This window comes from Pseudomonas sp. C8002 (assembly GCF_013385765.1).
GTDB lineage: Bacteria > Pseudomonadota > Gammaproteobacteria > Pseudomonadales > Pseudomonadaceae > Aquipseudomonas.
Genome location: NZ_JACAPJ010000005.1, coordinates 119,098 through 145,596 on the forward strand (window position 1 = coordinate 119,098; position 26,499 = coordinate 145,596).

The 26,499-nt window shown below is 57.7% G+C and carries 25 protein-coding genes; 21 read left to right on the plus strand and 4 right to left on the minus strand.

Annotation, left to right across the window (positions count from 1 at the left end):
* Window positions 1-18: 18 nt before the first annotated feature.
* Window positions 19-1,539 (minus strand): chromosomal replication initiator protein DnaA, encoded by a 1,521-nt coding sequence (dnaA, locus tag HX814_RS07175; RefSeq protein ID WP_032868695.1) that lies wholly within the window; start codon window positions 1,537-1,539, stop codon window positions 19-21.
* A gap of 585 nt (window positions 1,540-2,124) precedes the next feature.
* On the opposite strand from dnaA, the gene rpmH reads away from it, so the two are divergent.
* From rpmH to mnmE, 5 genes are all read left to right on the plus strand, one after another.
* Complete coding sequence (rpmH, locus tag HX814_RS07180) at window positions 2,125-2,259, plus strand: 50S ribosomal protein L34 (RefSeq protein ID WP_003213577.1); 135 nt, start codon at window positions 2,125-2,127, stop codon at window positions 2,257-2,259.
* 16 nt (window positions 2,260-2,275) lie between these two features.
* Window positions 2,276-2,680, plus strand: coding sequence for a ribonuclease P protein component (gene rnpA, locus HX814_RS07185; protein WP_010168490.1), 405 nt, complete (start codon window positions 2,276-2,278; stop codon window positions 2,678-2,680).
* Window positions 2,673-2,918, plus strand: a complete 246-nt coding sequence (gene yidD, locus HX814_RS07190) for a membrane protein insertion efficiency factor YidD (protein ID WP_003213574.1) — start codon at window positions 2,673-2,675, stop codon at window positions 2,916-2,918. Before rnpA ends, yidD begins: the two co-directional genes overlap by 8 nt.
* 2 nt (window positions 2,919-2,920) lie before the next feature.
* Window positions 2,921-4,603 carry a membrane protein insertase YidC gene (yidC, locus tag HX814_RS07195; RefSeq protein ID WP_177009019.1) on the plus strand — a complete coding sequence of 561 codons (1,683 nt, stop codon included), beginning with the start codon at window positions 2,921-2,923 and terminating at the stop codon, window positions 4,601-4,603.
* Window positions 4,604-4,683: 80 nt separating this feature from the next.
* The gene (mnmE, locus tag HX814_RS07200) at window positions 4,684-6,054 is read left to right on the plus strand and encodes a tRNA uridine-5-carboxymethylaminomethyl(34) synthesis GTPase MnmE (RefSeq protein WP_177009020.1); all 1,371 of its coding nucleotides are present in this window, start codon (window positions 4,684-4,686) and stop codon (window positions 6,052-6,054) included.
* A gap of 22 nt (window positions 6,055-6,076) precedes the next feature.
* Here mnmE and HX814_RS07205 read toward each other — a convergent pair whose 3' ends face one another.
* The 3 genes from HX814_RS07205 to HX814_RS07215 form a co-directional block, all read right to left on the minus strand.
* Window positions 6,077-8,518 carry a TonB-dependent siderophore receptor gene (locus tag HX814_RS07205; RefSeq protein ID WP_177009021.1) on the minus strand — a complete coding sequence of 814 codons (2,442 nt, stop codon included), beginning with the start codon at window positions 8,516-8,518 and terminating at the stop codon, window positions 6,077-6,079.
* A gap of 93 nt (window positions 8,519-8,611) precedes the next feature.
* Window positions 8,612-9,556 carry a FecR domain-containing protein gene (locus tag HX814_RS07210; protein ID WP_087694576.1) on the minus strand — a complete coding sequence of 315 codons (945 nt, stop codon included), beginning with the start codon at window positions 9,554-9,556 and terminating at the stop codon, window positions 8,612-8,614.
* Window positions 9,556-10,062 carry a sigma-70 family RNA polymerase sigma factor gene (locus HX814_RS07215; RefSeq protein ID WP_008439546.1) on the minus strand — a complete coding sequence of 169 codons (507 nt, stop codon included), beginning with the start codon at window positions 10,060-10,062 and terminating at the stop codon, window positions 9,556-9,558. Before HX814_RS07215 ends, HX814_RS07210 begins: the two co-directional genes overlap by 1 nt.
* A 586-nt stretch (window positions 10,063-10,648) precedes the next feature.
* Between HX814_RS07215 and mnmG the strand changes: the two genes are divergently transcribed.
* The 16 genes from mnmG (at window position 10,649) to glmS (ending at window position 26,465) form a co-directional block, all read left to right on the plus strand.
* Window positions 10,649-12,541: a tRNA uridine-5-carboxymethylaminomethyl(34) synthesis enzyme MnmG gene (gene mnmG, locus HX814_RS07220; RefSeq protein WP_003213563.1), complete on the plus strand. Its 1,893-nt coding sequence runs from the start codon at window positions 10,649-10,651 to the stop codon at window positions 12,539-12,541.
* Window positions 12,538-13,182 (plus strand): 16S rRNA (guanine(527)-N(7))-methyltransferase RsmG, encoded by a 645-nt coding sequence (rsmG, locus tag HX814_RS07225; protein ID WP_003213561.1) that lies wholly within the window; start codon window positions 12,538-12,540, stop codon window positions 13,180-13,182. Before mnmG ends, rsmG begins: the two co-directional genes overlap by 4 nt.
* Before the next feature lie 18 nt (window positions 13,183-13,200).
* Window positions 13,201-13,998, plus strand: coding sequence for a ParA family protein (locus tag HX814_RS07230; RefSeq protein ID WP_003213559.1), 798 nt, complete (start codon window positions 13,201-13,203; stop codon window positions 13,996-13,998).
* Between the two features lie 9 nt (window positions 13,999-14,007).
* Complete coding sequence (locus tag HX814_RS07235; RefSeq protein ID WP_003213558.1) at window positions 14,008-14,880, plus strand: ParB/RepB/Spo0J family partition protein; 873 nt, start codon at window positions 14,008-14,010, stop codon at window positions 14,878-14,880.
* A gap of 148 nt (window positions 14,881-15,028) precedes the next feature.
* The gene (locus HX814_RS07240; protein ID WP_003213556.1) at window positions 15,029-15,436 is read left to right on the plus strand and encodes a F0F1 ATP synthase subunit I; all 408 of its coding nucleotides are present in this window, start codon (window positions 15,029-15,031) and stop codon (window positions 15,434-15,436) included.
* A 16-nt stretch (window positions 15,437-15,452) separates the two neighbouring features.
* A complete protein-coding gene (gene atpB, locus HX814_RS07245; protein ID WP_003213554.1) occupies window positions 15,453-16,322 on the plus strand; it encodes a F0F1 ATP synthase subunit A in 870 nt (289 codons plus the stop codon).
* A gap of 133 nt (window positions 16,323-16,455) precedes the next feature.
* Window positions 16,456-16,713: a F0F1 ATP synthase subunit C gene (gene atpE / locus HX814_RS07250; protein ID WP_002555987.1), complete on the plus strand. Its 258-nt coding sequence runs from the start codon at window positions 16,456-16,458 to the stop codon at window positions 16,711-16,713.
* 56 nt (window positions 16,714-16,769) lie between these two features.
* On the plus strand, window positions 16,770-17,240 hold the full coding sequence (locus tag HX814_RS07255) for a F0F1 ATP synthase subunit B (protein ID WP_008439543.1): 471 nt from the start codon (window positions 16,770-16,772) through the stop codon (window positions 17,238-17,240).
* A gap of 12 nt (window positions 17,241-17,252) precedes the next feature.
* Entirely contained in the window at window positions 17,253-17,789 is a 537-nt protein-coding gene (locus HX814_RS07260) for a F0F1 ATP synthase subunit delta (protein ID WP_003213551.1), read from the plus strand.
* 21 nt (window positions 17,790-17,810) lie between these two features.
* Window positions 17,811-19,355: a F0F1 ATP synthase subunit alpha gene (atpA, locus tag HX814_RS07265; protein ID WP_177009022.1), complete on the plus strand. Its 1,545-nt coding sequence runs from the start codon at window positions 17,811-17,813 to the stop codon at window positions 19,353-19,355.
* A gap of 50 nt (window positions 19,356-19,405) precedes the next feature.
* Complete coding sequence (gene atpG / locus HX814_RS07270) at window positions 19,406-20,266, plus strand: F0F1 ATP synthase subunit gamma (RefSeq protein WP_003213547.1); 861 nt, start codon at window positions 19,406-19,408, stop codon at window positions 20,264-20,266.
* A 27-nt stretch (window positions 20,267-20,293) separates the two neighbouring features.
* Window positions 20,294-21,673 carry a F0F1 ATP synthase subunit beta gene (gene atpD / locus HX814_RS07275; protein ID WP_003213545.1) on the plus strand — a complete coding sequence of 460 codons (1,380 nt, stop codon included), beginning with the start codon at window positions 20,294-20,296 and terminating at the stop codon, window positions 21,671-21,673.
* A 44-nt stretch (window positions 21,674-21,717) separates the two neighbouring features.
* Window positions 21,718-22,143 carry a F0F1 ATP synthase subunit epsilon gene (locus HX814_RS07280; protein WP_008439541.1) on the plus strand — a complete coding sequence of 142 codons (426 nt, stop codon included), beginning with the start codon at window positions 21,718-21,720 and terminating at the stop codon, window positions 22,141-22,143.
* 115 nt (window positions 22,144-22,258) lie between these two features.
* Window positions 22,259-23,626: a bifunctional UDP-N-acetylglucosamine diphosphorylase/glucosamine-1-phosphate N-acetyltransferase GlmU gene (gene glmU, locus HX814_RS07285; RefSeq protein WP_102370203.1), complete on the plus strand. Its 1,368-nt coding sequence runs from the start codon at window positions 22,259-22,261 to the stop codon at window positions 23,624-23,626.
* Between the two features lie 228 nt (window positions 23,627-23,854).
* Window positions 23,855-24,622: a DeoR/GlpR family DNA-binding transcription regulator gene (locus tag HX814_RS07290; protein WP_003213539.1), complete on the plus strand. Its 768-nt coding sequence runs from the start codon at window positions 23,855-23,857 to the stop codon at window positions 24,620-24,622.
* 10 nt (window positions 24,623-24,632) lie between these two features.
* Complete coding sequence (glmS, locus tag HX814_RS07295) at window positions 24,633-26,465, plus strand: glutamine--fructose-6-phosphate transaminase (isomerizing) (RefSeq protein WP_008439539.1); 1,833 nt, start codon at window positions 24,633-24,635, stop codon at window positions 26,463-26,465.
* Window positions 26,466-26,499: the final 34 nt, after the last annotated feature.

Here is a 26,499-nt window from a genome sequence, read left to right on the forward strand (position 1 = left end):
AAGCTGCGCTGGTGTTCATCAAGTAGTCAGTGTACGCAGCAGGTTCTTGTAGTCCTCGCGAATATCCGCGTCGGATTCCTTAAGTTCGTTGATCTTGCGGCACGCGTGCAAGACCGTGGTGTGGTCGCGACCGCCAAACACATCACCAATTTCCGGCAGGCTGTGGTTGGTCAGCTCTTTGGAGAGCGCCATCGCTACCTGGCGGGGACGTGCTACCGAGCGCGAACGGCGCTTGGACAGCAGGTCGGAAATCTTGATCTTGTAATACTCGGCAACGGTGCGCTGGATGTTATCCACACTCACCAGCTTGTCTTGCAACGCCAGCAGGTCTTTCAGGGATTCGCGAATCAGCTCGATGGTGATGTCACGCCCCATGAAGTGCGAGTGAGCGATGACCCGCTTGAGTGCGCCTTCCAGTTCACGCACGTTGGAGCGAATGCGCTGGGCGATAAAGAACGCGGCGTCGTGCGGCAGGTCGACTTTGGCCTGGTCGGCCTTTTTCATCAGGATCGCGACGCGGGTTTCAAGCTCCGGCGGTTCTACCGCTACGGTCAGGCCCCAGCCGAAGCGCGACTTCAGGCGCTCTTCCAGGCCTTCGATTTCCTTCGGATAACGGTCACTTGTCAGGATGACCTGCTGGCCACCTTCGAGCAACGCGTTGAACGTGTGGAAAAACTCTTCCTGGGAACGTTCCTTGCGGGCGAAGAATTGAATGTCATCGATCAGCAAGGCATCAACGGAACGGTAGAACCGCTTGAACTCGTTGATGGCGTTGAGCTGCAACGCCTTGACCATATCGGCCACGAAGCGCTCCGAGTGCAGGTACACGACCTTGGCATTCGGGTTCTTCTTTAATAGGTGGTTACCCACGGCGTGCATCAAGTGAGTTTTACCCAAGCCAACGCCACCATAAAGGAAGAGCGGGTTGTAACCGTGCTTGGGATTGTCGGCGACCTGCCAGGCAGCCGCGCGGGCCAGCTGGTTGGATTTACCTTCGACAAAGTTCTCAAAGGTGAACGTGCGGTTCAGATAGCTGGTGTGCTTGAGCGCACCCTCTACCTGGACGGTGCGCTGTTCGGCACGAACCGGGGCCTGTTGTGAGCTGGCGCCGGCCATTGGGTCAAAGCTGTCGCGGGACGGCTCTTCATTTATAGGCGCGTTTTTCTGCGACGAGGATTTCGAAGGCGTCTGGGCGACCGGGGCTGGCGAGTTATTAACAGGTGCCGCAGCGGCCTGAGCCTGGGAGGCACTGGCTGCCAACGGTGCATTCGGCGCAGCACGAGGTGCCGAGCTACGTTTGCTGCCTATTAATAAGGAGAGCACCGGAGCAAGCCCGTTGCCGTGTTCGTCGAGTAATTCGAGAACGCGGCTCAGGTATTTCTCGTTGACCCAGTCGAGAACAAAACGATTGGGTGCGTAGACACGCAACTCGTCGCCTTCGGCTTCGACCTGTAGCGGACGGATCCAGGTGTTGAATTGCTGGGCAGGCAGCTCATCGCGCAAAAGCTCCACGCACTGCTGCCAAAGTTCCACTGACACGGATATCCCCTAAGTTGAAAGCCGGTGAGGCAAAAACAGCCGCCATTGTAGCGGCCAGCCGCCCACTTATCCACATGTAGGTTGCTCACAGGGCGCCAAGAATCAATGCCTTAACCGTAAAAAAGGCGACAAATGGTCTGTGCATAAGCTCTGTGGATAAGCGCCCCTAAGCTCGTTGTACAAGTGGGGTCGAAAGTCTGTGGGTAACTGGCCTGTGGATAACTAGCCATTCCACACACAGCTTATCCGATAGCGCAGCACAGGCAGAGCACCGTTTCTCCCCCGTGTTGTCATTCTCTGTACAGCCCGTAGAATAAGGCCTCACGGCAGTTATCCACAGAAGATGGGGTGCCTAGCTTTTATAAGCTTTACAGAAAAGCTTTAAATAACTTCCTTCTTTATTTTTATATCTATGGCATTGCTCGTGAAAGGCGAATCGCCCGGATTCGGTCCGCAGGCCTCCAGATATCTAATTAAAGGAAAAGCTGGTTGGAAATTGACCTAGAGGCTTGCTTTCTCTAGAATCGCCGGTCTCTTAAAACGGGGGCCATTCCGGCCCGTTGTGGACGAACCAGGTAACACGCCATGAAACGTACTTTCCAACCAAGCACCATCAAACGCGCCCGTACTCACGGCTTCCGTGCTCGCATGGCCACCAAGAACGGCCGTGCTGTCCTGTCGCGTCGCCGCGCCAAAGGTCGTGCGCGTCTGGCAGTTTGATAATCCGGTACTGGTGGTGAGTCAGGACTTCAGTCGGGAAAAGCGTCTGCTAACCCCCCGGCATTTCAAGGCAGTCTTTGACTCCCCCACCGGCAAGGTTCCGGGGAAAAATCTCCTGCTCCTTGCGCGTAACAACGATCTGGATCACCCCCGTCTCGGGTTGGTGATCGGCAAGAAGAGCGTAAAGCTCTCCGTTGAGCGCAATCGCCTCAAGCGTCTGATGCGCGAATCGTTTCGCCTCCACCAGGAGACTCTGGTTGGTTGGGATATTGTTATCGTCGCGCGCAAAGGCTTGGGGGACGTAGAAAACCCCGAATTGATTCAGCATTTCGGCAAGCTCTGGAAACGTTTGGCTCGTACCAACAAGCCAGCACCAGCTGTCAGCACCGAAACTGTAGGGGTAGACAGTACTGATGCGTAAACTGGCCCTCGTTCCGATCCAGTTTTACCGCTATGCCATTAGTCCCCTGATGGCAAACCACTGTCGTTTCTACCCCAGTTGTTCCTGCTACGCGTTGGAAGCCATAGAAAATCATGGCCTTCTGCGCGGTGGCTGGCTGACCTTTCGTCGTTTAGGTCGCTGTCATCCGTGGAATCCCGGTGGTTATGACCCGGTTCCGCCTATCCCTACCTCCCGTTCTTCTTCGATGGCCGAGTAATCATGGATATTAAACGCACGATCCTGATCGTCGCCCTGGCAATCGTGTCCTACTCTATGGTTCTTAAGTGGAACCAGGATTATGGCCAAGCTGCCCTGCCGACTCAGAATGTTGCTACCAATCAGTCGGCGCCGGCTATTCCGGATACGCCACTGGGTAACAATGCTGCCGCCAGTGCCGATGTACCCAGCGCGAATGCCGATACCAGTACCCCGGTAGAAACCCCGGTCGTCACCAATAAAGACCTCATCCATGTAAAAACGGATGTACTGGACCTGGCAATCGACCCACAGGGTGGTGATATCGCCCAGCTGAAGCTGCCGCTGTATCCACGTCGCCAAGACCATCCGGACGTTCCGTTCCAACTGTTCGATAACGGTGGCGAACGTGTATATCTGGCGCAAAGTGGCCTGACCGGTACTGACGGTCCGGATGCTCGTGCTACCGGTCGTCCGGTTTATTCGACCGAACAGAAGACTTATCAACTGGCCGATGGCCAGAACCAGTTGAACGTCGACCTGAAATTCAGTCACGACGGCGTCAACTACATCAAGCGTTTCAGCTTCACCCGCGGTTTGTACGATCTGAAAGTCACTTACCTGATCGACAACGAAAGCGCGAAGCCGTGGACGGGCAACCTGTTTGCCCAGCTCAAGCGTGACAACAGCGCCGATCCTTCTTCCAGCACCGCCACCGGCACCGCGACTTACCTGGGCGCAGCCCTGTGGACAAGTAGCGAGCCGTACAAAAAAGTGTCGATGAAAGATATCGACAAGGGCGCGCTGAAAGAAACCGTTCAAGGTGGCTGGGTTGCCTGGTTGCAACACTACTTCGTGACCGCATGGATCTCGAACAAAGGTGATGCCAACCTGGTTCAAACCCGCAAAGACAGCCAAGGCAACTACATCATTGGCTTTACTGGCCCGACGTTGACCGTCGCTCCGGGTGCCAAGGCTGAAGCCAGCGCCACGTTGTACGCCGGTCCGAAGAGCCAGGCAGTCCTCAAAGAGTTATCCCCAGGTCTGGAACTGACTGTGGATTACGGCATTCTGTGGTTCATTGCCCAGCCGATTTTCTGGCTGCTGCAACATATCCACAGCATTGTGGGTAACTGGGGCTTCTCGATTATCCTGCTGACCATGCTGATCAAGGGGATCTTCTTCCCACTGTCGGCCGCCAGCTACAAGTCGATGGCGCGTATGCGTGCCGTGGCCCCGAAACTGGCTGCGCTGAAAGAACAACATGGCGATGACCGGCAGAAAATGTCCCAGGCCATGATGGAGCTGTACAAGAAAGAGAAGATCAACCCGCTGGGTGGATGCTTGCCGATTCTGGTGCAGATGCCGGTGTTCCTGTCGCTGTACTGGGTGCTCCTGGAAAGCGTGGAAATGCGCCAGGCTCCGTTCATGCTGTGGATAACTGACCTGTCGATCAAAGACCCGTTCTTTATCCTGCCGATCATCATGGGCGCGACCATGTTCATCCAGCAGCGCCTGAACCCGACTCCGCCGGACCCGATGCAGGCCAAGGTAATGAAAATGATGCCAATCATCTTCACCTTCTTCTTCCTGTGGTTCCCGGCTGGTCTGGTGCTGTACTGGGTGGTCAACAACTGCCTGTCGATCTCCCAACAGTGGTACATCACACGTAAAATCGAAGCGGCTACCAAAAAAGCCGAGGCGTAATTTACTCTGTGGATAACACCACTCAAGACGCCCCCTAGTGGGGCGTTTTGCTTTCTGTCACTTTTATCCGGGTACCCGCCATGAGCGCTCCTCGTGAAACCATCGCCGCTGTCGCCACCGCTCAAGGTCGTGGTGGTGTCGGTATCGTTCGTATTTCCGGGCCGCTCGCCGGCGTGGCGGCCCAGGCCATCAGTGGGCGGGAACTGAAGCCGAGGTATGCGCATTACGGGCCGTTTTTAGGTGCTGATGAAGAAGTGCTGGATGAAGGTATCGCCCTTTATTTCCCGGGGCCGAACTCCTTTACCGGCGAAGACGTCCTGGAGCTGCAAGGCCACGGCGGCCCGATCGTTCTGGACATGCTGCTGCAGCGTTGCCTGCAGTTGGGTTGCCGCCTGGCACGTCCGGGTGAATTCAGCGAACGCGCGTTTCTCAACGACAAACTCGACCTGGCCCAGGCCGAGGCGATTGCCGACCTGATCGAAGCCAGCTCTGCACAAGCTGCGCGCAATGCGTTGCGCTCGTTGCAGGGCGCGTTTTCCCTGCGTGTGCATAACCTCACCGAGCAATTGATCAGCTTGCGCATCTACGTGGAGGCCGCGATTGATTTCCCGGAGGAAGAAATCGACTTCCTTGCCGATGGCCATGTCCTGGCGATGCTGGATAAGGTTCGTGATGAGTTATCCACAGTGCTGCGCGAAGCCGGGCAAGGTGCCTTGCTGCGTGACGGTATGACCGTGGTGATTGCCGGCCGTCCCAACGCCGGCAAGTCGAGCCTGCTCAATGCCCTGGCCGGGCGAGAGGCCGCGATCGTCACCGAGATCGCCGGCACCACGCGGGATATCCTGCGCGAACATATCCACATCGATGGCATGCCCCTGCATGTGGTGGACACCGCTGGACTGCGTGACACCGATGACCAGGTGGAAAAGATCGGGGTGGAACGCGCGTTGAAGGCCATCACGGAAGCTGACCGCGTGTTGCTGGTGGTGGATGCCACCGCGCCAGAGGCTGCAGACCCGTTCGCACTGTGGCCGGAATTCCTCGAACAACGGCCGGACCCGGCCAAGGTCACGCTGATTCGCAACAAGGCTGACCTGACGGGCGAGGCAATTGCCCTGGAAGTCAGTGAAGATGGCCACGTGACAATCAGCTTGAGTGCCAAGGCTTCAGGAGAAGGGCTGGAACTGCTGCGCGATCATCTGAAAGCGTGCATGGGCTACGAGCAGACTTCGGAAAGCAGCTTCAGCGCTCGTCGCAGGCACCTGGAGGCACTGCGGCATGCCAGCGCCGCCCTCGAGCATGGCCGTGCGCAACTGACGCTGGCAGGAGCCGGTGAGCTGCTGGCTGAAGATTTACGCCAGGCGCAGCAGCTGTTGGGTGAGATCACCGGCGCATTCAGCTCCGATGATTTGTTGGGGCGGATCTTTTCAAGCTTCTGTATCGGTAAATAGGCGGTTATCCACAGCTGGCTGGTTACCAGTTGTAGGAAACAGTTCCGAGTAGCGTCCGGCTTTCACCCCAGTAGCAGCGGCCCGCATCGTTGCAGCCGGACACATACTCCTTGTCGAACAGGTTCTTTGCATTCACGTCTACCGACCAGTGCTGGTCAATCTGGTAACCAATGGCGGCATCCACCAACGTCACGCTTCCAGCATCCAGCTTCCCGTAAAGAGAAGGCGCGGTGTAAGCGAAAGTGCTGTCGAAGTAGCGCACGCCGCCACCGACGGACAAGCCCTTGAGCTGGTCATCAAGAAAGCGGTATTTGCCCCAGACCGAAGCCTGATTACGCGGAACACCGGTCATCTGGTGACCTTCCACGAGCGACGTTGCCGAATCCTTGGTAATCCGAGCATCGGTGTACGTGTAGGCCGCAGTCACGTTCAAATTAGGTGTGAGGTTGCTGTTGACCTCCACTTCCACACCCTTGGCCCGGCTTTCGCCGACCTGGCGGTAGGTATTGGTCGTGGCGTCGAGGTACGTGTCGTCCTGCTTGCGCAAGTCATAGACCGACAACGTCATCGCCGTGTCCCAGCCGATCGGCTCGTACTTGAGGCCTACTTCGTATTGACTGCTGGTGATCGGGTCCAGCGGTGTGCCGGCATTGGAGATCTGCTGTACCGGAACGAACGCGGTCGAGTAGCTGACATATGGCGTCAGGCCATTGTCGAACTGGTACATGATCCCGCCCTGATAGGTGAACTTGCGGTCTTCAGAGCTGATGTTGCCGGCCTTGGCCACCTTGTCGCGAAAATCACTGTCGACCCAGTCCTGCCGCCCGCCGAGCAAGAATAACCAGTGGTCATACTTGCTCTGAAGCTGTGCATAAACACCTTTCATCTGCTGTTCGAGCAACGTGTTTTGCACCGCGAGAGGCGTCAATGGGTCCCTCAGGTACACCGGGTTATACACATTGATCGTGCCTGCAAATCCGGCATTCCAATCCTGGCTGAACGAGGTACGGTCATAGCTGGCACCGAACAGCACGGTATTTTCCAGCCCGCCTACCTGGAATTTGCCTTCCAACTGGTTATCCAGCGAGTAGACCATCGATTTGTTGTAGCGGTCGTAGGCATTCATGTTCAGCTGTGTGCCGAACCCCGCATTATTCAGGTTGCCTGGCCAGGTTTCATGGCGGGTGATTCGCGACTGCATGTAGCGCGAGTTCTGCCGAAACTGCCAGTCGTCGTTGAAGCTGTGGCTGAACTCGTAGCCGGTGCTCCAGGTTTCCCGTTCGAAGGTGTTCCAATCCGGGTCACCGAGCATGGTGTGCTTTGAGAGCTTTCCGTTGGGGTTGGTCAGTAACGTGCCTGCTGCAGGTAGGCCAAGTTCAAGATTGGTGTGGTCTTTCTGGTAGTTGGCCAGCAGCGTCAGGGTGTTGTAGTCGTCGAAATTGAGGGTCAGGGACGGTGCGATATACAGGCGGTCATCGGGAACGTGATCGGTCTGGGTGTCGGACTTCCTGCCGAGCATCACCACCCGTCCAAGGATATTGCCGCTGTCGTCCAAGGGACCGGAGATATCCACACCCACCTGGCGCCGGTTATTAGAACCGTAGGTCAGCTGAACTTCGCCTTGTGGTGTAGCTGTCGGGTGTTTACTCACCAGGTTGACCAGGCCACCGGGTGCGTTTTCGCCGTAGAGCAGGGAAGAAGGGCCACGGAATATCTCCACCCTTTCCAGGCCATAAGGTTCGCTGGTGGTGTCATACCGGTTGCCTTGGACTCGCAAGCCATCGCGCAGCAGGCCGTAGCCATAATCCGTGGCGTTGAAACCGCGAATGAAGAACAAGTCACCGGCCAGCCCGTCGCCCGCAGCGAAGGGAGGGGCAAAGATTCCCGGCACATAGCCCAGCACTTCTGTGAGCGTCTGGGATTTTTGATCCTTGATGCGCTGGCCGGTCACCACCGACACCGAGCGCGGGGTTTCCGACAATGGTGTGCTGGTCTTGGTACCGATTCGGCTGTTTTGCGCCTTGTAACCTACGTCCCCGGCAATTTCCTGATTGAACCCAGTCTGTTGATAAGTGCTGACAGTAGTGGGGGCCAGCATGAGCTGTTCCCCGCTCGCAGCCGGCTGCAGCGCGTAGCTGCCGGGGCCTTGAACCGCCGCCTGCAATCCCGAGTTTTGCAGCAATAACGCAAACCCTTGCTCCACCGAGTAGTCACCCTCCAGCCCAGGACTTTGCAGGCGCGCCGTCTGCTGCGGCGAGAATGACAGAATCACATTGGCCTTCGACGCGAATTGGCTCAAGGCATTGTCGAGTGGCCCGGAGGCGATCACGTAATGTTGCACTGGGCTGGCAGCAATGGCCCGAGTGCATAGCAAGGTGCTGGCAGTCGCTGCCGTGGCCAGCAGCAAGCCATACGTGATGCCGTGATGGGAGAGACGCTGGCGAAGTTTTGTAGGAAGGCGCATGTGTGAGTAAGCCCTGAAGGTAGCATCGTGATTACCTGTAGGGCCGCGCCAGGTAAAAAAAAGATAACCCCCGTTGAGAGTATTTTTTCAGTATCAAGCTGTAAGCGTGACGGAGACCCAATAGCGCGTGAAATACTTCACGTGGATCGGCAGCGTGACCTGCAGGTTGGCCAATACGGCGTCGGTGGAATCCAGACGGAAAGTACCGGACACCCGCAGCCGCGCTGATGCGGCATCGCACTGCATAACGCCCGGCCGATAGCGCGCCAGTTCGTCGATGACATCCCCCAGTCGCGCATCCAGAACGATCAGTTGGCCGTCGACCCATGCGGCTTGGTTCCCGCGATAGATATGGCTGGGGCCTACGTCTTGCGTGCCGAAGTCGACACTTTCACCAGGTCCGAGCACTCGGCTATGGGCCGGCTGGTCGACGGGTTGCACGCTGACCCGGTCTTCCAGCACACCAACCCGCGTCGACCCTTGCAGTTGGCGAACAGTGAACCGCGTACCCAAGGCTTGAACACGACCCTCATGGGTTTCGACATAAAACGGTGTTTGCCGGCCCGACTTTCCGGTGTGGATAAGTACTTCCCCCTCACGCAAACGGACCAGTCGCTGCTGCCCATCGAAAAGTACGTCGATAGCCGTGTTCGTATTGAGGTCAATTTGAGTGCCGTCGGCCAACCCGATTCGACGTCGTTCGCCGACCTTGGTCCGATAGTCAGCCCAGAGGTTGCCCAGGGACGTGTGTTGTTGAACGTTCCACCCCAAGTACCCGGCGGCACCGAGCATCAGCATCAGCTTGAGCACTTGCCGCCGTTGTTGACTGGCCGAGAGCGCACGACGGGTGAAGTCCTTGGGTAGCGCACCGAGGCCACGTTGCAACTGCTCCATCTGGTTCCAGGCCGCCTGATGGGAGGGATCGCCGTTGAGCCATTGCTGCCAGGCACTTTGTTGCGCGGGTGTCGGTGGCTGCGATTGAAATTGCACGTACCAACTGGCGGCGGCTTCGAACGTCTTGCGATCCGGGGCAGCCATTACATGCCCGCCATGATCAAGGCGCATTCAGTCAGGGCCCGAACCATATGTTTCTTGACGGTGGTCAGCGAGACACGCAACTGATCGGCGATCTGTTGATAAGTCAGGCCTTCGACCTGGGACAGCATGAAAATTCGCCTGGCCCGTTCCCCCAGCCCACACAAGGCTTTATCCACAGCAACGAGGGTTTCAATGATGATGGCCTTGTCTTCTTCACTGATTGCGATCGCTTCGGGCCGGTCTGCCAGGGTTTGCAGATAGGCCTGCTCAATGGCGCGGCGACGATAGCGGTCAATCACCAGTCCCCGGGCAACTGTGGCCAGATAGTCCCTGGGCTCGAGGATCTGCGTCGCATTGCGGCCCCCCAGGATCCGCACGAACGTATCGTGTGCCACGTCAGCTGCATCGCAGGCGTTATGCAACTTTCCCTTGAGCCAGCTGTGCAACCACGAATGGTGCTGCTCATAGATGTGTTGGACTGCAACGGTATGAGAGGGAAGGGCCATGAGAGGTGACGAGGCAGGTTAATGATAATAACTATTATTAACTGCCGTGACGCTTTCTCACAATAGGCGTTCCATCAACCCGTTTCACAAATGCAAATGAACTGTTTCCTGCCTGACCGAGGATTTTCGGAGGCATCTGCCTGCCTGAAACTTATCGGGATCCGTATTTTCTGTGGATTAAGCCCTGTGAATAACCGCCCCTGTGCCCAGTTGATAACCAGGCTTGAAACCTGAGTAAAAACCCCTCTGTGGATAACCACCCTTTTAATCCACAGGCTTAAAGCACTTATCCAAGGGCCTCATTGGCACCTAACCACAGACTTTTGAATCTCTGTACATAACGTAAATAAAGGCCTGTAGAGATCTATCCACAGAAACATGCCTCAGTAGAAATAAACATAAAAACAAAGATTTAATAAATTTCTCTCTTTTAATTTCTATTGTTCGTGATTCATCCACAGCTGGTTAAATTTTGTGCAAAGGGTTCTTTAGGAAGGGCGAAGTCCCTATACTTGCCGACTCGTTCGAAAACCTGATCTCGAACGCTCATTCCTAATTACCTACAGAAGCAGGCACGAGGTGCGTGGTGGATTTCCCTTCCCGTTTTGAAGTGATCGTCATCGGCGGCGGTCATGCCGGTACCGAGGCAGCACTGGCGTCAGCACGCATGGGGGCAAAAACCCTGTTGCTGACGCATAACGTGGAAACCCTCGGCGCCATGAGCTGCAACCCCGCGATTGGCGGGATTGGCAAAAGCCACCTGGTCAAGGAAATCGATGCCCTGGGCGGCGCGATGGCCATGGCCACCGATAAGGGTGGTATTCAATTTCGCGTATTGAACAGTCGCAAAGGCCCGGCCGTACGAGCCACACGTGCTCAAGCCGACCGCATCCTGTACAAGGCCGCTGTCCGCGAAACCCTGGAAAACCAGCCGAACCTGTGGATATTTCAACAGGCAGCCGATGACCTGATCGTCGAACAAGACCAGGTACGCGGTGTTGTCACGCAAATGGGCCTGCGTTTCTTCGCAGAATCCGTGGTGTTGACCACCGGTACCTTCCTCGGCGGACTTATCCACATCGGTATGCAGAACTATTCCGGTGGCCGCGCCGGTGATCCACCGTCAATCGCCCTGGCTCAGCGCCTTCGCGAACTGCCACTGCGTGTTGGTCGCCTGAAAACCGGCACGCCGCCGCGAATTGATGGCCGGTCTGTGGATTTCTCGGTGATGACCGAGCAAGCCGGCGATACACCGATCCCGGTGATGTCGTTCATGGGCTCCAAGGAACAGCATCCGAAGCAGGTCAGTTGCTGGATTACCCATACCAACGCCCGCACCCACGAAATCATTGCTGCGAACCTCGACCGTTCGCCGATGTATTCCGGGGTGATCGAAGGTATTGGCCCGCGCTACTGCCCGTCGATCGAAGACAAGATCCACCGCTTTGCCGACAAGGAAAGCCACCAGGTCTTTATCGAACCGGAAGGTCTGACTACCCACGAGCTGTACCCGAACGGGATTTCAACTTCCTTGCCGTTCGACGTGCAAATCCAGATCGTGCAGTCGATTCGCGGTATGGAAAATGCGCACATCGTGCGTCCTGGCTACGCCATCGAGTACGACTACTTCGACCCGCGTGACCTGAAATACAGCCTGGAAACCAAGGTCATCGGCGGTTTGTTCTTTGCAGGGCAAATCAACGGCACCACCGGTTACGAAGAAGCCGGCGCCCAGGGTTTGCTGGCCGGAACCAACGCGGCACTGCGTGCACAGGGCAAAGACAGCTGGTGCCCGCGTCGCGATGAGGCGTACATCGGTGTGTTGGTCGACGACCTGATCACCCTCGGAACCCAGGAACCGTACCGGATGTTTACGTCCCGGGCCGAATACCGCCTGATCCTGCGGGAAGACAACGCCGACCTGCGCTTGACCGAAAAAGGTCGCGAATTGGGCCTGGTCGACGACGTGCGTTGGGCGGCCTTCTGCAAAAAACGCGAAAGTATCGAGTTGGAAGAGCAACGCCTGAAAAGTACCTGGGTTCGCCCGGGCACCGAGCAAGGCGATGCGATTGCCGAAAAATTCGGCACGCCGCTGACTCACGAATACAACTTGCTGAACCTGCTGTCCCGGCCGGAAATCGACTACGCTGGTCTGATCTCGGTCACCGGCGGTGGCGCAGAAGATCCACAGGTTGCCGAGCAGGTCGAAATCAAGACCAAATACGCCGGTTACATAGACCGTCAGCAGGATGAGATCGCTCGTCTGCGGGCCAGCGAAGACACCAAGCTGCCTGTGGATATCGATTACACAAACATTTCCGGGCTGTCGAAAGAGATCCAAGGCAAGCTGGGGATAACTCGACCTGAGACCCTGGGCCAGGCGTCCCGTATCCCGGGCGTCACGCCGGCAGCCATCTCGCTGTTGATGATTCATTTGAAAAAACGCGGCGCGGGCCGTCAGTTGGAGCAAAGCGCTTGAGTTCGTTGGTCACCTCGCAACACGCCGAAGAGTTATCCACAGGTGCTCGCCAGCTTGGCGTCAACCTGACCGAAGCCCAGCACGAGTTGCTGCTGGGTTATCTGGCCCTGTTGATCAAATGGAACAAGGCTTACAACCTCACTGCGGTGCGTGACCCGGACGAAATGGTCTCCCGCCATCTGCTCGACAGTCTCAGTGTCATGCCGTTTATCGAAAACGGCCGCTGGCTCGACGTTGGCAGCGGCGGCGGCATGCCCGGCATCCCGCTGGCGATCCTGTTTCCGGAGTCGCAAGTGACCTGCCTGGACAGCAACGGCAAGAAAACCCGCTTCCTGACCCAGGTCAAACTCGAACTCAAGCTGGATAATCTGCAAGTTATCCACAGTCGCGTCGAAGCCTTTACGCCTGAACAGCCTTTCAACGGAATTGTTTCCCGGGCGTTCAGCAGCATGGAGAACTTCAGCAACTGGACCCGCCACCTCGGCGACCGCGATACCCGTTGGCTGGCAATGAAGGGCGTTCATCCAAGCGACGAGCTGTTAGCATTGCCGGCAGACTTCCACCTCGATAGCGAACACGCCTTGGCCGTACCCGGTTGCCAAGGCCAACGCCATCTGCTGATACTGCGCCGCACGGCATGATTGGGAACACAAGCAAGAATGGCTAAGGTATTCGCGATAGCGAACCAGAAAGGTGGCGTGGGCAAAACCACCACCTGCATCAACCTCGCAGCATCCCTGGTCGCTACCAAGCGTCGGGTGCTGTTGATCGATCTCGATCCACAGGGCAACGCCACCATGGGTAGCGGTGTGGATAAACACGGCCTGGAAAACTCGGTCTACGACTTGCTGATTGGCGAGTGCGACCTGGCCCAGGCCATGCACTTCTCCGAGCACGGCGGTTATCAACTGCTGCCGGCCAACCGCGATTTGACCGCGGCGGAAGTGGTGCTGCTGGAAATGCAGATGAAAGAAAGCCGTCTGCGCAGCGCCCTGGCGCCGATCCGCGAGAATTACGACTACATTTTGATCGACTGCCCGCCGTCGCTGTCGATGCTGACGTTGAACGCACTGGTTGCGGCCGACGGGGTGATTATCCCCATGCAGTGCGAGTACTTCGCGCTCGAAGGCTTGAGCGACCTTGTGGATAACATCAAGCGTATCGCCGAGTTGCTCAACCCGAACCTGCAAATCGAAGGCCTGCTGCGGACCATGTATGACCCGCGCCTGAGCCTGATGAACGATGTGTCGGCACAGCTCAAGGAACACTTCGGCGATCAGCTCTACGACACCGTGATTCCACGCAACATCCGCCTGGCCGAAGCGCCAAGCTATGGCATGCCCGCGCTGGCGTACGACAAGTCTTCCCGCGGCGCCATTGCCTATCTGGCGCTGGCCGGCGAGATGGTTCGCCGTCAACGCCGCAATTCACGCACCGCTGCAGCCCAGCCAACTTAAGGAATCCCCATGGCCGTCAAGAAACGAGGTCTCGGACGTGGACTGGATGCACTGCTGAGTGGTCCGACTGTCACGACCCTTGAAGAACAGGCAGTGCAGGCCGACGAGCGCGAGCTGCAGCACCTGCCGCTGGACCTGATCCAGCGCGGCAAATACCAGCCGCGCCGGGACATGGACCCGCAGGCGCTGGAGGAATTGGCGAATTCGATCAAGGCCCAGGGCGTGATGCAGCCGATCGTGGTGCGCCCGATTGGTGCAGGCCGCTTTGAAATCATCGCCGGCGAGCGCCGCTGGCGCGCCAGCCAGCAGGCCGGCAAGGAAACCATTCCGGCAATGGTGCGCGATGTGCCGGATGAAACCGCCATCGCCATGGCGTTGATCGAGAACATCCAGCGTGAAGACCTCAATCCGATCGAGGAAGCGATCGCCCTGCAGCGTTTGCAGCAGGAATTCAAACTGACTCAGCAGGAAGTCGCGGATGCGGTGGGCAAGTCCCGGGTTACCGTGTCCAACCTGTTGCGCCTGATCGCGCTGCCGGAAGTCATCAAAACCATGCTTTCCCATGGCGACCTGGAAATGGGTCATGCCCGTGCTTTGCTCGGTTTGCCGGAAAATCAACAGGTTGAGGGGGCGCGACACGTTGTCGCACGAGGCCTCACCGTTCGTCAGACCGAGGCCCTGGTTCGCCAGTGGCTCAGTGGCAAACCTGCACCGGTCGAAACCGCCAAACCTGATCCGGATATTGCACGCCTGGAGCAGCGCCTGGCCGAACGCCTAGGCTCTGCGGTGCAAATTCGTCATGGCAAGAAAGGCAAAGGGCAATTGGTCATCGGATATAACTCATTGGATGAGCTTCAGGGCGTCCTTGCCCACATCCGCTGAAACAATTGCTTCTGTAGCGCGCAGTCGGAAATCACTACCCGGCAGTTGAATAGGGGCAGAACCGCCCCTATACTCTGCGCGCATTTTGTCGGCACAAATTATGCCAAGTTATTGATTTCCGGCAGCCGACCATTGAGGAGCAAGAGTGATGGAAACCCGCACGCCAAACACGTTGCCGTTCCATCGCTTGGCCGTTTTCCCGGTTTTAGTGGCTCAATTTGTCATTTTACTGATCGCCTCTTTGGCGCTCTGGTATTGGTATGGAGTCGTAGCCGGATACTCGGGACTCTGCGGAGGCCTGATAGCCTTGCTGCCCAATATGTATTTTGCTCACAGGGCCTTTCGGTTTTCCGGCGCCCGAGCAGCCCAGGCTATCGTCCGGTCTTTTTATGCCGGCGAGGCGGGGAAATTGATTTTGACGGCAGTGCTGTTTGCACTGACCTTTGCAGGTGTGAAGCCATTGGCGCCGCTGGCTGTATTCGGCGTCTTCGTGTTGACCCAACTGGTCAGCTGGTTCGCTCCCCTGCTAATGAAAACAAGACTTTCGAAACCTTAGGGCGTTTGAGGCAACCATGGCAGAAACAACCGCTTCGGGCTATATCCAGCACCACTTGCAGAACCTGACCTTCGGTCAGCTTCCCAACGGCGGCTGGGGCTTTGCCCACTCCGCAGCAGAAGCCAAAGAAATGGGCTTCTGGGCATTCCACCTGGATACTCTGGGCTGGTCTGTCGCATTGGGTCTGATCTTCGTCCTGATTTTCCGCATGGCGGCAAAGAAGGCGACTTCCGGTCAGCCAGGTGCTTTGCAGAACTTCGTTGAAGTATTGGTCGAATTCGTCGATGGCAGCGTGCGGGACAGCTTCCATGGTCGTAGCGCGGTGATTGCACCGTTGGCACTGACCATCTTCGTCTGGGTGTTCCTGATGAACGCCGTCGACCTGATCCCGGTCGACTGGATTCCTCAGCTGGCCATCCTGATCTCCGGCGATCACCACATTCCATTCCGTGCGGTTTCGACCACGGACCCTAACGCCACCCTGGGCATGGCCCTGTCGGTGTTCGCGTTGATCATTTTCTACAGCATCAAGATCAAGGGCATCGGCGGCTTCATCGGCGAACTGACCCTGCACCCGTTCGGCAGCAAGAACATCTTCGTTCAAGCGCTGCTGATCCCGGTGAACTTCCTGCTGGAGTTCGTGACCCTGGTCGCCAAGCCGATTTCCCTGGCCCTGCGACTGTTCGGCAACATGTATGCCGGCGAGCTGGTGTTCATTCTGATCGCTGTGATGTTCGGCAGTGGTCTGCTCTGGCTTAGCGGCCTGGGCATTGTTCTGCAGTGGGCGTGGGCTGTGTTCCACATCCTGATCATCACCCTGCAGGCGTTTATCTTCATGATGCTGACCATCGTCTACCTGTCGATGGCGCACGAAGAGAACCATTAAGACCAGTCTCGACTAGTCTGATGTCCCTCCCGGTCAAACGGGAGGGTAGCCCTGAAGGGCTATGAAACGATTTGTTTTACCGCTTTAAAATCTAAAAAACCTAAACCATACGACGTAAAAGTCGGGAGGAAAGATGGAAACTGTAGTTGGTCTAACCGCTATCGCTGTTGCACTGTTGATCGGCCTGGGCGCCCTGGGTACTGCCATTGGTTTCGGCCTGCTGGGCGGCAAGTTCCTGGAAGGCGCAGCGCGTCAGCCAGAAATGGTTCCAATGCTGCAAGTTAAAATGTTCATCGTCGCCGGCCTGCTCGACGCCGTGACCATGATCGGTGTTGGTATCGCTCTGTTCTTCACCTTCGCGAACCCCTTCGTTGGTCAACTCGCCGGTTAATCACTCGTTTTTTCGAGTGATTGGTGTGTTGTGCAACGAACGAGCGAGGTATTGGCGTGAACATTAATGCAACCATTATTGGTCAGTCCTTAGCGTTCTTGATTTTTGTAGTTTTCTGCATGAAGTTCGTATGGCCTCCGGTCATCGCGGCTTTGCACGAACGTCAGAAGAAGATCGCAGACGGACTGGACGCTGCCGCACGAGCAGCTCGCGACCTGGAGTTGGCCCAAGATAAAGCGGGTCAACAACTGCGCGAAGCGAAAGCTCAGGCAGCTGAAATCATTGAGCAAGCCAAGAAACGCGGTAACCAGATCGTTGAAGAGGCTGTTGAAAAAGCCCGTATCGACGCTGACCGTGTGAAGGTTCAGGCTCAAGCCGAGATCGAGCAGGAACTGAACGGTGTCAAAGATGCGCTGCGTGCCCAACTGGGTGCTCTGGCCGTCGGCGGTGCTGAGAAGATCCTGGGTGCCACAATCGATCAAAACGCGCACGCGGAGCTGGTAAACAAACTGGCTGCTGAAATTTAAGCGAGGGCGATCATGGCAGAATTGACCACGTTGGCCCGACCTTACGCTAAGGCAGCCTTCGAGCACGCCCAGGCCCACCAGCAGCTGGCCTCTTGGTCAGCCATGCTCGGCCTGGCTGCAGCAGTGTCGCAAGACGACACCATGCAGCGCGTGCTCAAGGCCCCGCGACTGACGAGCGCAGACAAGGCCGCCACGTTTATTGACGTGTGCGGCGACAAGTTTGATGTAAAAGTGCAGAACTTCATCCACGTCGTTGCCGAAAACGACCGTCTCCCGCTTCTGCCGGAGATCGCCGCTCTGTTTGACCTGTACAAGGCCGAACAAGAGAAATCGGTAGATGTTGAAGTGACCAGTGCTTTTGCATTGAACCAAGAACAGCAAGACAAACTCGCCAAGGTTCTCAGTGCACGACTCGACCGGGAAGTGCGCCTGCAAGTTGCGGAGGATGCCACCCTGATTGGTGGTGTCATCATTCGCGCCGGCGACCTGGTTATCGATGGCTCGATTCGCGGCAAACTCGCGAATCTTGCCGAAGCATTGAAATCTTGAGTTTGAAGGGGCAGCAGAGCAATGCAGCAACTCAATCCTTCCGAAATAAGTGAAATTATCAAGGGCCGCATCGACAAGCTCGATGTGACCTCCCAAGCCCGTAACGAAGGCACTGTCGTCAGCGTATCTGACGGCATCGTGCGGATTCACGGTCTGGCCGACGTAATGTACGGCGAGATGATCGAGTTTCCGGGCGGCGTCTACGGTATGGCCCTCAACCTGGAGCAAGACTCTGTAGGTGCCGTTGTATTGGGCTCCTACCAGACTCTGGCCGAAGGCATGAGCGCCAAGTGCACAGGCCGCATCCTGGAAGTTCCGGTTGGTAAGGAACTGCTGGGTCGCGTTGTCGACGCACTGGGTAACCCAGTTGACGGCAAAGGTCCGCTGAACAACACCGAGACCGATGCGGTCGAGAAAGTTGCTCCAGGCGTGATCTGGCGTAAGTCGGTAGACCAGCCTGTACAGACTGGCTACAAGGCTGTCGATGCCATGATTCCTGTCGGCCGTGGCCAGCGTGAGCTGATCATCGGTGACCGTCAGATCGGTAAAACCGCTCTGGCGATCGACGCGATCATCAACCAGAAAGACAGCGGGATTTTCTGCGTCTACGTAGCCATCGGTCAGAAACAATCGACCATCGCCAACGTGGTTCGCAAGCTGGAAGAAAACGGCGCCCTGGCTAACACCATCGTCGTGGCTGCCAGTGCTTCGGAATCCGCTGCACTTCAGTTCCTGGCACCGTACTCCGGTTGCACCATGGGCGAATACTTCCGCGACCGCGGTGAAGACGCGCTGATCGTTTATGACGATCTGTCCAAGCAAGCAGTGGCTTACCGCCAGATTTCCCTGCTGCTGCGCCGTCCACCAGGCCGTGAAGCTTACCCAGGCGACGTGTTCTATCTCCACTCCCGTCTGCTGGAGCGCGCATCCCGCGTTTCGGAAGAATACGTAGAGAAGTTCACCACCGGCGCAGTGACCGGCAAAACCGGTTCCCTGACCGCACTGCCGATCATCGAAACCCAGGCTGGCGACGTTTCCGCGTTCGTTCCGACCAACGTGATTTCCATCACCGACGGTCAGATCTTCCTGGAATCGGCCATGTTCAACTCCGGGATCCGTCCTGCAGTGAACGCCGGTGTTTCGGTATCCCGTGTGGGTGGTGCCGCTCAGACCAAGATCATCAAGAAGCTCTCCGGTGGTATCCGTACCGCTCTGGCTCAGTACCGTGAACTGGCGGCATTCGCCCAGTTCGCTTCTGACCTGGACGAAGCGACCCGTAAGCAACTTGAGCATGGTCAGCGCGTTACCGAGCTGATGAAGCAGAAGCAATACGCACCAATGTCGATCGCTGACATGGCGCTGTCGCTGTATGCCGCTGAGCGTGGGTTCCTGACCGACGTTGAAATCACCAAGGTCGGCAGCTTCGAACAAGCGCTGATTGCTTACTTCAACCGCGATCACGCCGAATTGATGGCGAAGATCAACGTGAAGGGTGACTTCAATGACGACATCGACGCTGGCATCAAAGCCGGTATCGAGAAGTTCAAGGCCACCCAAACCTGGTAAGCCGCAGCGGGGGCCGCGAGGCTCCCGCTTGCTAACCTGATAGGTGTTACATGGCAGGCGCAAAAGAGATTCGCAGTAAGATTGCGAGCATCAAAAGCACGCAAAAGATCACCAGCGCCATGGAAAAAGTGGCGGTCAGCAAAATGCGCAAGGCACAAATGCGCATGGCTGCTAGCCGTCCCTACGCGGAGCGTATCCGCCAGGTTATTGGTCATCTGGCCAACGCCAACCCGGAATATCGCCACCCGTTCATGATCGATCGCGAAGTAAAGCGCGTCGGTTATGTCGTGGTGAGCAGTGACCGTGGTTTGTGCGGTGGTTTGAATACCAACCTGTTCAAGGCCCTGGTCAAGGACATGGCGGTAAACCGCGAAAAAGGCGTCGAGATCGATCTGTGTGTGGTCGGTAGCAAGGGTGCGGCCTTTTTCCGCAACTTCGGCGGTAACGTCGTTGCAGCTATCAGCCATCTGGGTGAAGAACCGTCGATCAATGATTTGATCGGCAGCGTCAAGGTGATGCTGGATGCATACCTGGAAGGCCGGATTGACCGCCTCTCCGTGGTATCCAACAAGTTCATCAACACCATGACGCAACAGCCTACCGTGGAGCAGTTGATTCCATTGGTGGCCGCCCCGGAACAAGAACTCAAGCACCACTGGGACTACCTCTACGAACCAGACGCCAAAGAGCTGCTTGACGGCTTGATGGTGCGCTACGTGGAGTCGCAGGTGTACCAGGCGGTGGTCGAGAACAACGCGGCTGAACAAGCTGCGCGGATGATCGCGATGAAGAACGCTACCGACAACGCCGGTGATTTGATCAGCGATTTGCAGCTGATCTACAACAAGGCGCGTCAGGCTGCGATCACCCAAGAGATCTCGGAAATCGTCGGCGGCGCTGCCGCGGTTTAACGGTTCAAATATTCAGAGGATCCAGCTATGAGTAGCGGACGTATCGTTCAAATCATCGGCGCCGTTATCGACGTGGAATTCCCACGCGACAGCGTACCGAGCATCTACAACGCTTTGAAAGTCAAAAGCGATGCAGGCACCACCCTGGAAGTTCAGCAGCAGCTGGGCGACGGCGTGGTTCGTACCATTGCAATGGGTTCCACCGAAGGCTTGAAGCGCGGTCTGGAAGTCACTGACTCTGGCGCAGCCATCTCCGTACCGGTCGGTAAAGCGACCCTGGGCCGGATCATGGACGTCCTCGGTAACCCGATCGACGAAGCCGGTCCAATCGACACCGAAGAGCGCTGGGGCATTCACCGTCCTGCGCCTTCCTTCGCGGAACAAGCAGGCGGCAACGACCTGCTGGAAACCGGCATCAAGGTTATCGACCTGGTTTGCCCGTTCGCCAAGGGCGGTAAAGTCGGTCTGTTCGGTGGTGCCGGTGTAGGCAAAACCGTAAACATGATGGAACTGATCCGTAACATCGCCATCGAGCACAGCGGTTATTCCGTGTTCGCCGGTGTGGGTGAGCGTACTCGTGAGGGTAACGACTTCTACCACGAGATGAAGGATTCCAACGTTCTGGACAAAGTGGCACTGGTTTACGGTCAGATGAACGAGCCGCCGGGTAACCGTCTGCGCGTAGCACTGACCGGCCTGACCATGGCCGAGAAGTTCCGTGACGAAGGTAACGACGTTCTGCTGTTCGTCGACAACATCTATCGTTACACCCTGGCCGGTACTGAAGTATCCGCACTGCTGGGCCGTATGCCTTCCGCAGTAGGTTACCAGCCGACCCTGGCCGAAGAGATGGGTACTCTGCAAGAGCGTATCACTTCGACCAAAAACGGTTCGATCACCTCGATCCAAGCGGTATACGTACCTGCGGATGACTTGACTGACCCGTCGCCAGCGACCACGTTCGCCCACTTGGACGCCACCGTCGTACTGTCCCGTGACATCGCCTCCCTGGGTATCTACCCAGCGGTCGATCCACTGGACTCGACTTCGCGCCAGCTGGACCCGAACGTCATCGGCCAGGAACACTACGACACCGCTCGCGGCGTCCAGTACGTTCTGCAGCGTTACAAAGAACTGAAGGACATCATTGCGATCCTGGGTATGGACGAGCTGTCGGAAACCGACAAGCAGTTGGTATCCCGCGCTCGTAAGATCCAGCGCTTCTTGTCGCAGCCGTTCTTCGTGGCTGAAGTCTTCACCGGTGCCTCGGGTAAATACGTTTCCCTGAAAGACACCATTGCTGGCTTCAAAGGCATCCTCAACGGTGACTACGACCACCTGCCAGAACAAGCGTTCTACATGGTCGGCGGCATCGAAGAAGCGATCGAGAAAGCCAAGAAACTGTAATTCCGGCGCCCGGTAACGGGCGCTAATCAGGTTGAGGCAAGCAGATGGCTATGACATTCCATTGCGATATCGTCAGCGCGGAAGGGGAAATCTTCTCCGGTCAGATCGAGAGTGTGATTGCACACGGCGAACTGGGCGACCTGGGTATTAACTTTGGCCACGCGCCATTGATTACATCCTTGAAGCCTGGTCCGATCACTCTGACCAAGCTGGGCGGGGAACGGGAGGTGTTTTACATCTCCGGTGGTTTCCTCGAGGTTCAGCCGAACATGGTCAAGGTACTTGCCGACACCGTGCAACGTGCTGCCGACCTGGATGAAGCCTCCGCTCAGGAAGCCGTCAAGGCTGCCGAGAAGGCCCTGAACGAAAAAGGCGCAGATTTCGACTACGGTTCTGCTGCTGCACGTCTGGCCGAGGCCGCAGCTCAGCTGCGCACCGTCCAGCAGATCCGCAAGAAGTTTGGCGGCTAAGCCGTCAAGCCTCATGCGTGATTGATTAAAAAGGGTAGCCTCGGCTACCCTTTTTCTTTTTTTGCAAAACACTTCTTTGGTCTGAAGTCTGACCGCCCAGGATTGGTAGCCATTCATGTCTCTCGAAATCGTAATTCTTGCCGCAGGCCAGGGCACCCGTATGCGTTCGGCCCTGCCCAAGGTGCTGCACCCGGTTGCCGGCAACTCCATGCTTGGCCATGTTATCCACAGCGCCCGGCAGCTGGATCCACAGCGCATTCATGTGGTGATCGGCCACGGTGCCGACGTGGTGCGTGAGCGGCTGGCGGCGGATGACCTGAATTTCGTATTGCAGGACAAGCAATTGGGTACCGGGCATGCCACCGCGCAGGCCGTGCCGTTCATCAAGGCCGACACCGTGCTGATCCTCTACGGTGACGTGCCGCTGATCGAAGTGGAAACCTTGCAGCGCCTGCTCAAGCACGTGGTGCCAGGCCAGATGGGCTTGCTCACTGTCGAGTTGGACGACCCGACCGGCTACGGTCGCATCGTGCGCAACGCTGACGGCAAGGTCGCCGCCATCGTCGAGCATAAAGACGCCAGCGAAGCCCAGCGCGCCATCACTGAAGGCAACACCGGCATCCTCGCTGTGCCGGCTGACCGCCTGGCTGACTGGATGAGCCGCTTGTCCAACAACAACGCCCAAGGCGAGTACTACCTAACCGACGTCATCGAGATGGCCGTCAGCGATGGCCTGGTGGTCGCCACCGAACAGCCCCACGACCCGATGGAAGTGCAGGGCGCCAACGACCGCAAGCAACTGGCGGAGCTGGAGCGTCACTACCAACTGCGTGAAGGCCGCCGCCTGATGGCGCTGGGCGTGACGCTGCGTGATCCGGCACGTTTCGATGTGCGGGGTGACGTCACCGTTGGCCGCGACGTGCTGATCGATATCAACGTGATCCTCGAAGGCCGCGTGGTCATTGAAGATGACGTGGTGATCGGGCCGAACTGCGTGATCAAGGACAGCACCCTGCGCAAGGGTGTGGTGATCAAGGCCAACAGCCATATCGACGGTGCGGTGATGGGCGAGGGCAGTGATGCCGGTCCGTTCGCGCGTTTGCGTCCGGGCAGCGTGTTGGGAGCCAGGGCCCACGTGGGTAACTTTGTCGAACTGAAAAACGCCCGGATGGGTGACGACGCCAAGGCCGGCCATCTGGCTTACCTCGGCGATGCAGTGATCGGTGCCCGCAGCAATATCGGCGCAGGCGCCATCACCTGCAATTACGACGGCGCCAACAAGTACCAGACGACCATTGGCGAAGACGTGTTTATCGGCTCCAACAACTCGCTGATCGCCCCCGTCACTATCGGTGATGGTTCAAACACCGCCGCAGGTTCCACCATCAACCAGGATGTGGATAAGTCCCAGTTGGCCGTCGCCCGCGCCCGCCAGCGCAACATCGACGGCTGGAAACGCCCGGTCAAAATCAAGAAGACCTGAGTTATCCACAACCCTGAAACACTGCGGTACTTATGTGGGAGCGGGCTTGCTCGCGAAGGCGGTCTTTCGGTTGATACATGCGCCGACTGACACACCGCCTTCGCGAGCAAGCCCGCTCCCACATTTTTATCTGTGTTGATTCAAAAAACTCAGTCGCATGCTTGACCATTTTGAATGAATAGGTTTTGATTGCCTTCGTTATCTTTCGAAACGAAACTTATCATCACCATGTCGAAACGAAATACACCCCAACGTCGCCACAACATCCTTGCCATGCTCACCGAGCAAGGTGAAGTCAGCGTGGACGAATTGGCCAAGCGTTTCGAAACCTCGGAAGTCACCATCCGCAAGGACCTGGCGGCCCTCGAAAGTAACGGCCTGTTGCTGCGTCGCTACGGTGGCGCCATCACCATGCCTCAGGAACTGGTCGGTGATCCGGCACAGCCCATTTCGGCCTACAAGCGCGCCATCGCCCGTGCGGCCGTCCGGCGTTTGCGGGAACACGCGCGCATCATCATCGACAGCGGCAGCACCACCGCCGCCATGATCCCCGAACTGGGGCACCAGCCCGGCCTGGTGGTGATGACCAACTCCCTGCACGTGGCCAGCGCCTTGAGCGACCTGGAACACGAGCCGGTATTGTTGATGACCGGCGGCACCTGGGACCCGCATTCGGACTCGTTCCAGGGCCAGGTCGCCGAACAGGTACTGCGTTCCTACGATTTCGACCAGCTCTTTATTGGTGCCGATGGCATCGACCTGGAGCGCGGCACCACCACCTTCAACGAATTACTGGGGCTGAGCCGCGTCATGGCCGAAGTCGCCCGCGAAGTGGTGGTGATGGTCGAGTCCGACAAGATTGGCCGCAAGATCCCCAACCTGGAACTGCCCTGGAGCAGCGTCCATACCCTTATTACCGATGATCGCCTGCCACTTGAGGCCCGCGACCAGATTCAAGCCCGCGGCATCACGCTGATTTGCGCGGCAGTCATCTAGGAGAGAAACCATGTGTGGAATTGTTGGCGCAGTCGCTGAACGAAACGTCACTGCCATTTTGCTCGAAGGCCTCAAACGCCTGGAATACCGTGGCTACGACAGCGCCGGTGTGGCGCTCTTTACCAACGCCGGCAAGCTTGAGCGCATGCGTCGCCCGGGCAAGGTCAGCGAACTCGAACAAGCATTGGCCGGTGAGCCGCTGGTAGGCCGCCTGGGTATCGCCCACACCCGTTGGGCCACCCACGGCGCGCCGTGCGAACGCAACGCCCACCCGCACTTCTCCGGTGACCTGGCGGTTGTGCACAACGGCATCATCGAAAACCACGAAGTGCTGCGTGAACAACTCAAGGGCCAGGGTTATGTCTTCACCTCGGACACCGACACCGAAGTCATCGCCCACCTGCTGAACCACAAGCTCAAGGACATCGGCGACCTGACCAACGCTCTCAAGGCCACCGTCAAGGAACTGCATGGCGCCTATGGCCTGGCCGTGATAAGCGCCAGCCAGCCTGACCGCCTGGTCGCCGCCCGCAGTGGCAGCCCATTGGTGATCGGCCTGGGCCTGGGCGAGAACTTCCTCGCCTCCGACCAACTGGCCCTGCGCCAGGTGACTGACCGCTTCATGTACCTGGAAGAAGGCGACATCGCCGAAATCCGCCGTGAAAGCGTGTCCATCTGGGACGTCAACGGCCAGTCCGTGGAACGTGAAGCCGTGCAGTACCGCGACGGCGCCGAAGCCGCCGACAAGGGCGAGTTCCGCCACTTCATGCTCAAGGAAATCCACGAGCAACCGGCCGTGGTGCAACGCACCCTGGAAGGTCGCCTGAGCCAGAACCAGGTATTGGTGCAAGCCTTCGGCCCGCAAGCTGCCGAGCTGTTCGCCAAAGTGCGCAACGTGCAAATCGTCGCCTGCGGCACCAGCTACCACGCCGGTATGGTCGCCCGTTACTGGCTGGAAGAACTGGCCGGCATCCCGTGCCAGGTCGAAGTCGCCAGCGAATTCCGCTACCGCAAGGTGGTGGTGCAGCCCGACACTCTGTTCGTGACCATCTCCCAGTCCGGCGAAACCGCCGACACCCTGGCCGCCCTGCGCAACGCCAAGGAACTGGGCTTCCTCGGCAGCCTGGCGATCTGCAACGTCGGCATCAGCTCGCTGGTGCGCGAGTCCGACCTGACCCTGCTGACCCAGGCCGGTCGTGAAATCGGCGTGGCATCCACCAAGGCCTTCACCACCCAGTTGGTCGGCCTGTTGTTGCTGACCCTGTCCCTGGGCCAGGTTCGCGGCACGCTGGGCGAAGGCGTCGAGGCACACCTGGTCGAAGAACTGCGCCGCCTGCCGGCCCGCCTGGGTGAAGCCCTGGCCATGGACAGCACCGTGGAGAAAGTCGCTGAGCTGTTCGCCGACAAACACCACACCCTGTTCCTCGGCCGTGGTGCGCAATACCCGGTGGCAATGGAAGGTTCGCTCAAGCTCAAGGAAATCTCCTACATCCACGCCGAAGCCTACCCGGCCGGTGAGCTCAAGCACGGTCCGCTGGCCCTGGTGGATGACGACATGCCAGTCGTTACCGTCGCGCCGAACAACGAACTGCTGGAGAAGCTCAAGTCCAACCTGCAGGAAGTGCGCGCCCGTGGCGGCCAACTGATCGTGTTCGCCGACGAGAAGGCCGGCATGACCAATGGCGAAGGCACCCACGTCATCAACATGCCGCACATCCACGACACCCTGTCGCCGATCCTCTACACCATCCCGCTGCAGCTGCTGTCGTATTACGTGGCTGTGCTGAAGGGCACCGACGTTGACCAGCCGCGTAACCTGGCGAAGTCGGTGACGGTGGAATAAGCCGCACCCGAACCACCAAAACCCCCGTTCTTCG

What these genes read in the sequence shown, in the direction of transcription:
- rpmH (WP_003213577.1), top strand. Translation starts at nt 2,125, where the DNA reads ATGAAACGTACTTTCCAACCAAGCACCATCAAACGCGCCCGTACTCAC.
- yidD (WP_003213574.1), top strand. Translation starts at nt 2,673, where the DNA reads ATGCGTAAACTGGCCCTCGTTCCGATCCAGTTTTACCGCTATGCCATT.
- yidC (WP_177009019.1), top strand. Translation starts at nt 2,921, where the DNA reads ATGGATATTAAACGCACGATCCTGATCGTCGCCCTGGCAATCGTGTCC.
- mnmE (WP_177009020.1), top strand. Translation starts at nt 4,684, where the DNA reads ATGAGCGCTCCTCGTGAAACCATCGCCGCTGTCGCCACCGCTCAAGGT.
- HX814_RS07205 (WP_177009021.1), bottom strand. Translation starts at nt 8,518, where the DNA reads ATGCGCCTTCCTACAAAACTTCGCCAGCGTCTCTCCCATCACGGCATC.
- HX814_RS07210 (WP_087694576.1), bottom strand. Translation starts at nt 9,556, where the DNA reads ATGGCTGCCCCGGATCGCAAGACGTTCGAAGCCGCCGCCAGTTGGTAC.
- HX814_RS07215 (WP_008439546.1), bottom strand. Translation starts at nt 10,062, where the DNA reads ATGGCCCTTCCCTCTCATACCGTTGCAGTCCAACACATCTATGAGCAG.
- HX814_RS07230 (WP_003213559.1), top strand. Translation starts at nt 13,201, where the DNA reads ATGGCTAAGGTATTCGCGATAGCGAACCAGAAAGGTGGCGTGGGCAAA.
- HX814_RS07235 (WP_003213558.1), top strand. Translation starts at nt 14,008, where the DNA reads ATGGCCGTCAAGAAACGAGGTCTCGGACGTGGACTGGATGCACTGCTG.
- HX814_RS07240 (WP_003213556.1), top strand. Translation starts at nt 15,029, where the DNA reads ATGGAAACCCGCACGCCAAACACGTTGCCGTTCCATCGCTTGGCCGTT.
- atpB (WP_003213554.1), top strand. Translation starts at nt 15,453, where the DNA reads ATGGCAGAAACAACCGCTTCGGGCTATATCCAGCACCACTTGCAGAAC.
- atpE (WP_002555987.1), top strand. Translation starts at nt 16,456, where the DNA reads ATGGAAACTGTAGTTGGTCTAACCGCTATCGCTGTTGCACTGTTGATC.
- HX814_RS07260 (WP_003213551.1), top strand. Translation starts at nt 17,253, where the DNA reads ATGGCAGAATTGACCACGTTGGCCCGACCTTACGCTAAGGCAGCCTTC.
- atpA (WP_177009022.1), top strand. Translation starts at nt 17,811, where the DNA reads ATGCAGCAACTCAATCCTTCCGAAATAAGTGAAATTATCAAGGGCCGC.
- atpG (WP_003213547.1), top strand. Translation starts at nt 19,406, where the DNA reads ATGGCAGGCGCAAAAGAGATTCGCAGTAAGATTGCGAGCATCAAAAGC.
- atpD (WP_003213545.1), top strand. Translation starts at nt 20,294, where the DNA reads ATGAGTAGCGGACGTATCGTTCAAATCATCGGCGCCGTTATCGACGTG.
- HX814_RS07280 (WP_008439541.1), top strand. Translation starts at nt 21,718, where the DNA reads ATGGCTATGACATTCCATTGCGATATCGTCAGCGCGGAAGGGGAAATC.
- glmU (WP_102370203.1), top strand. Translation starts at nt 22,259, where the DNA reads ATGTCTCTCGAAATCGTAATTCTTGCCGCAGGCCAGGGCACCCGTATG.
- HX814_RS07290 (WP_003213539.1), top strand. Translation starts at nt 23,855, where the DNA reads ATGTCGAAACGAAATACACCCCAACGTCGCCACAACATCCTTGCCATG.
- glmS (WP_008439539.1), top strand. Translation starts at nt 24,633, where the DNA reads ATGTGTGGAATTGTTGGCGCAGTCGCTGAACGAAACGTCACTGCCATT.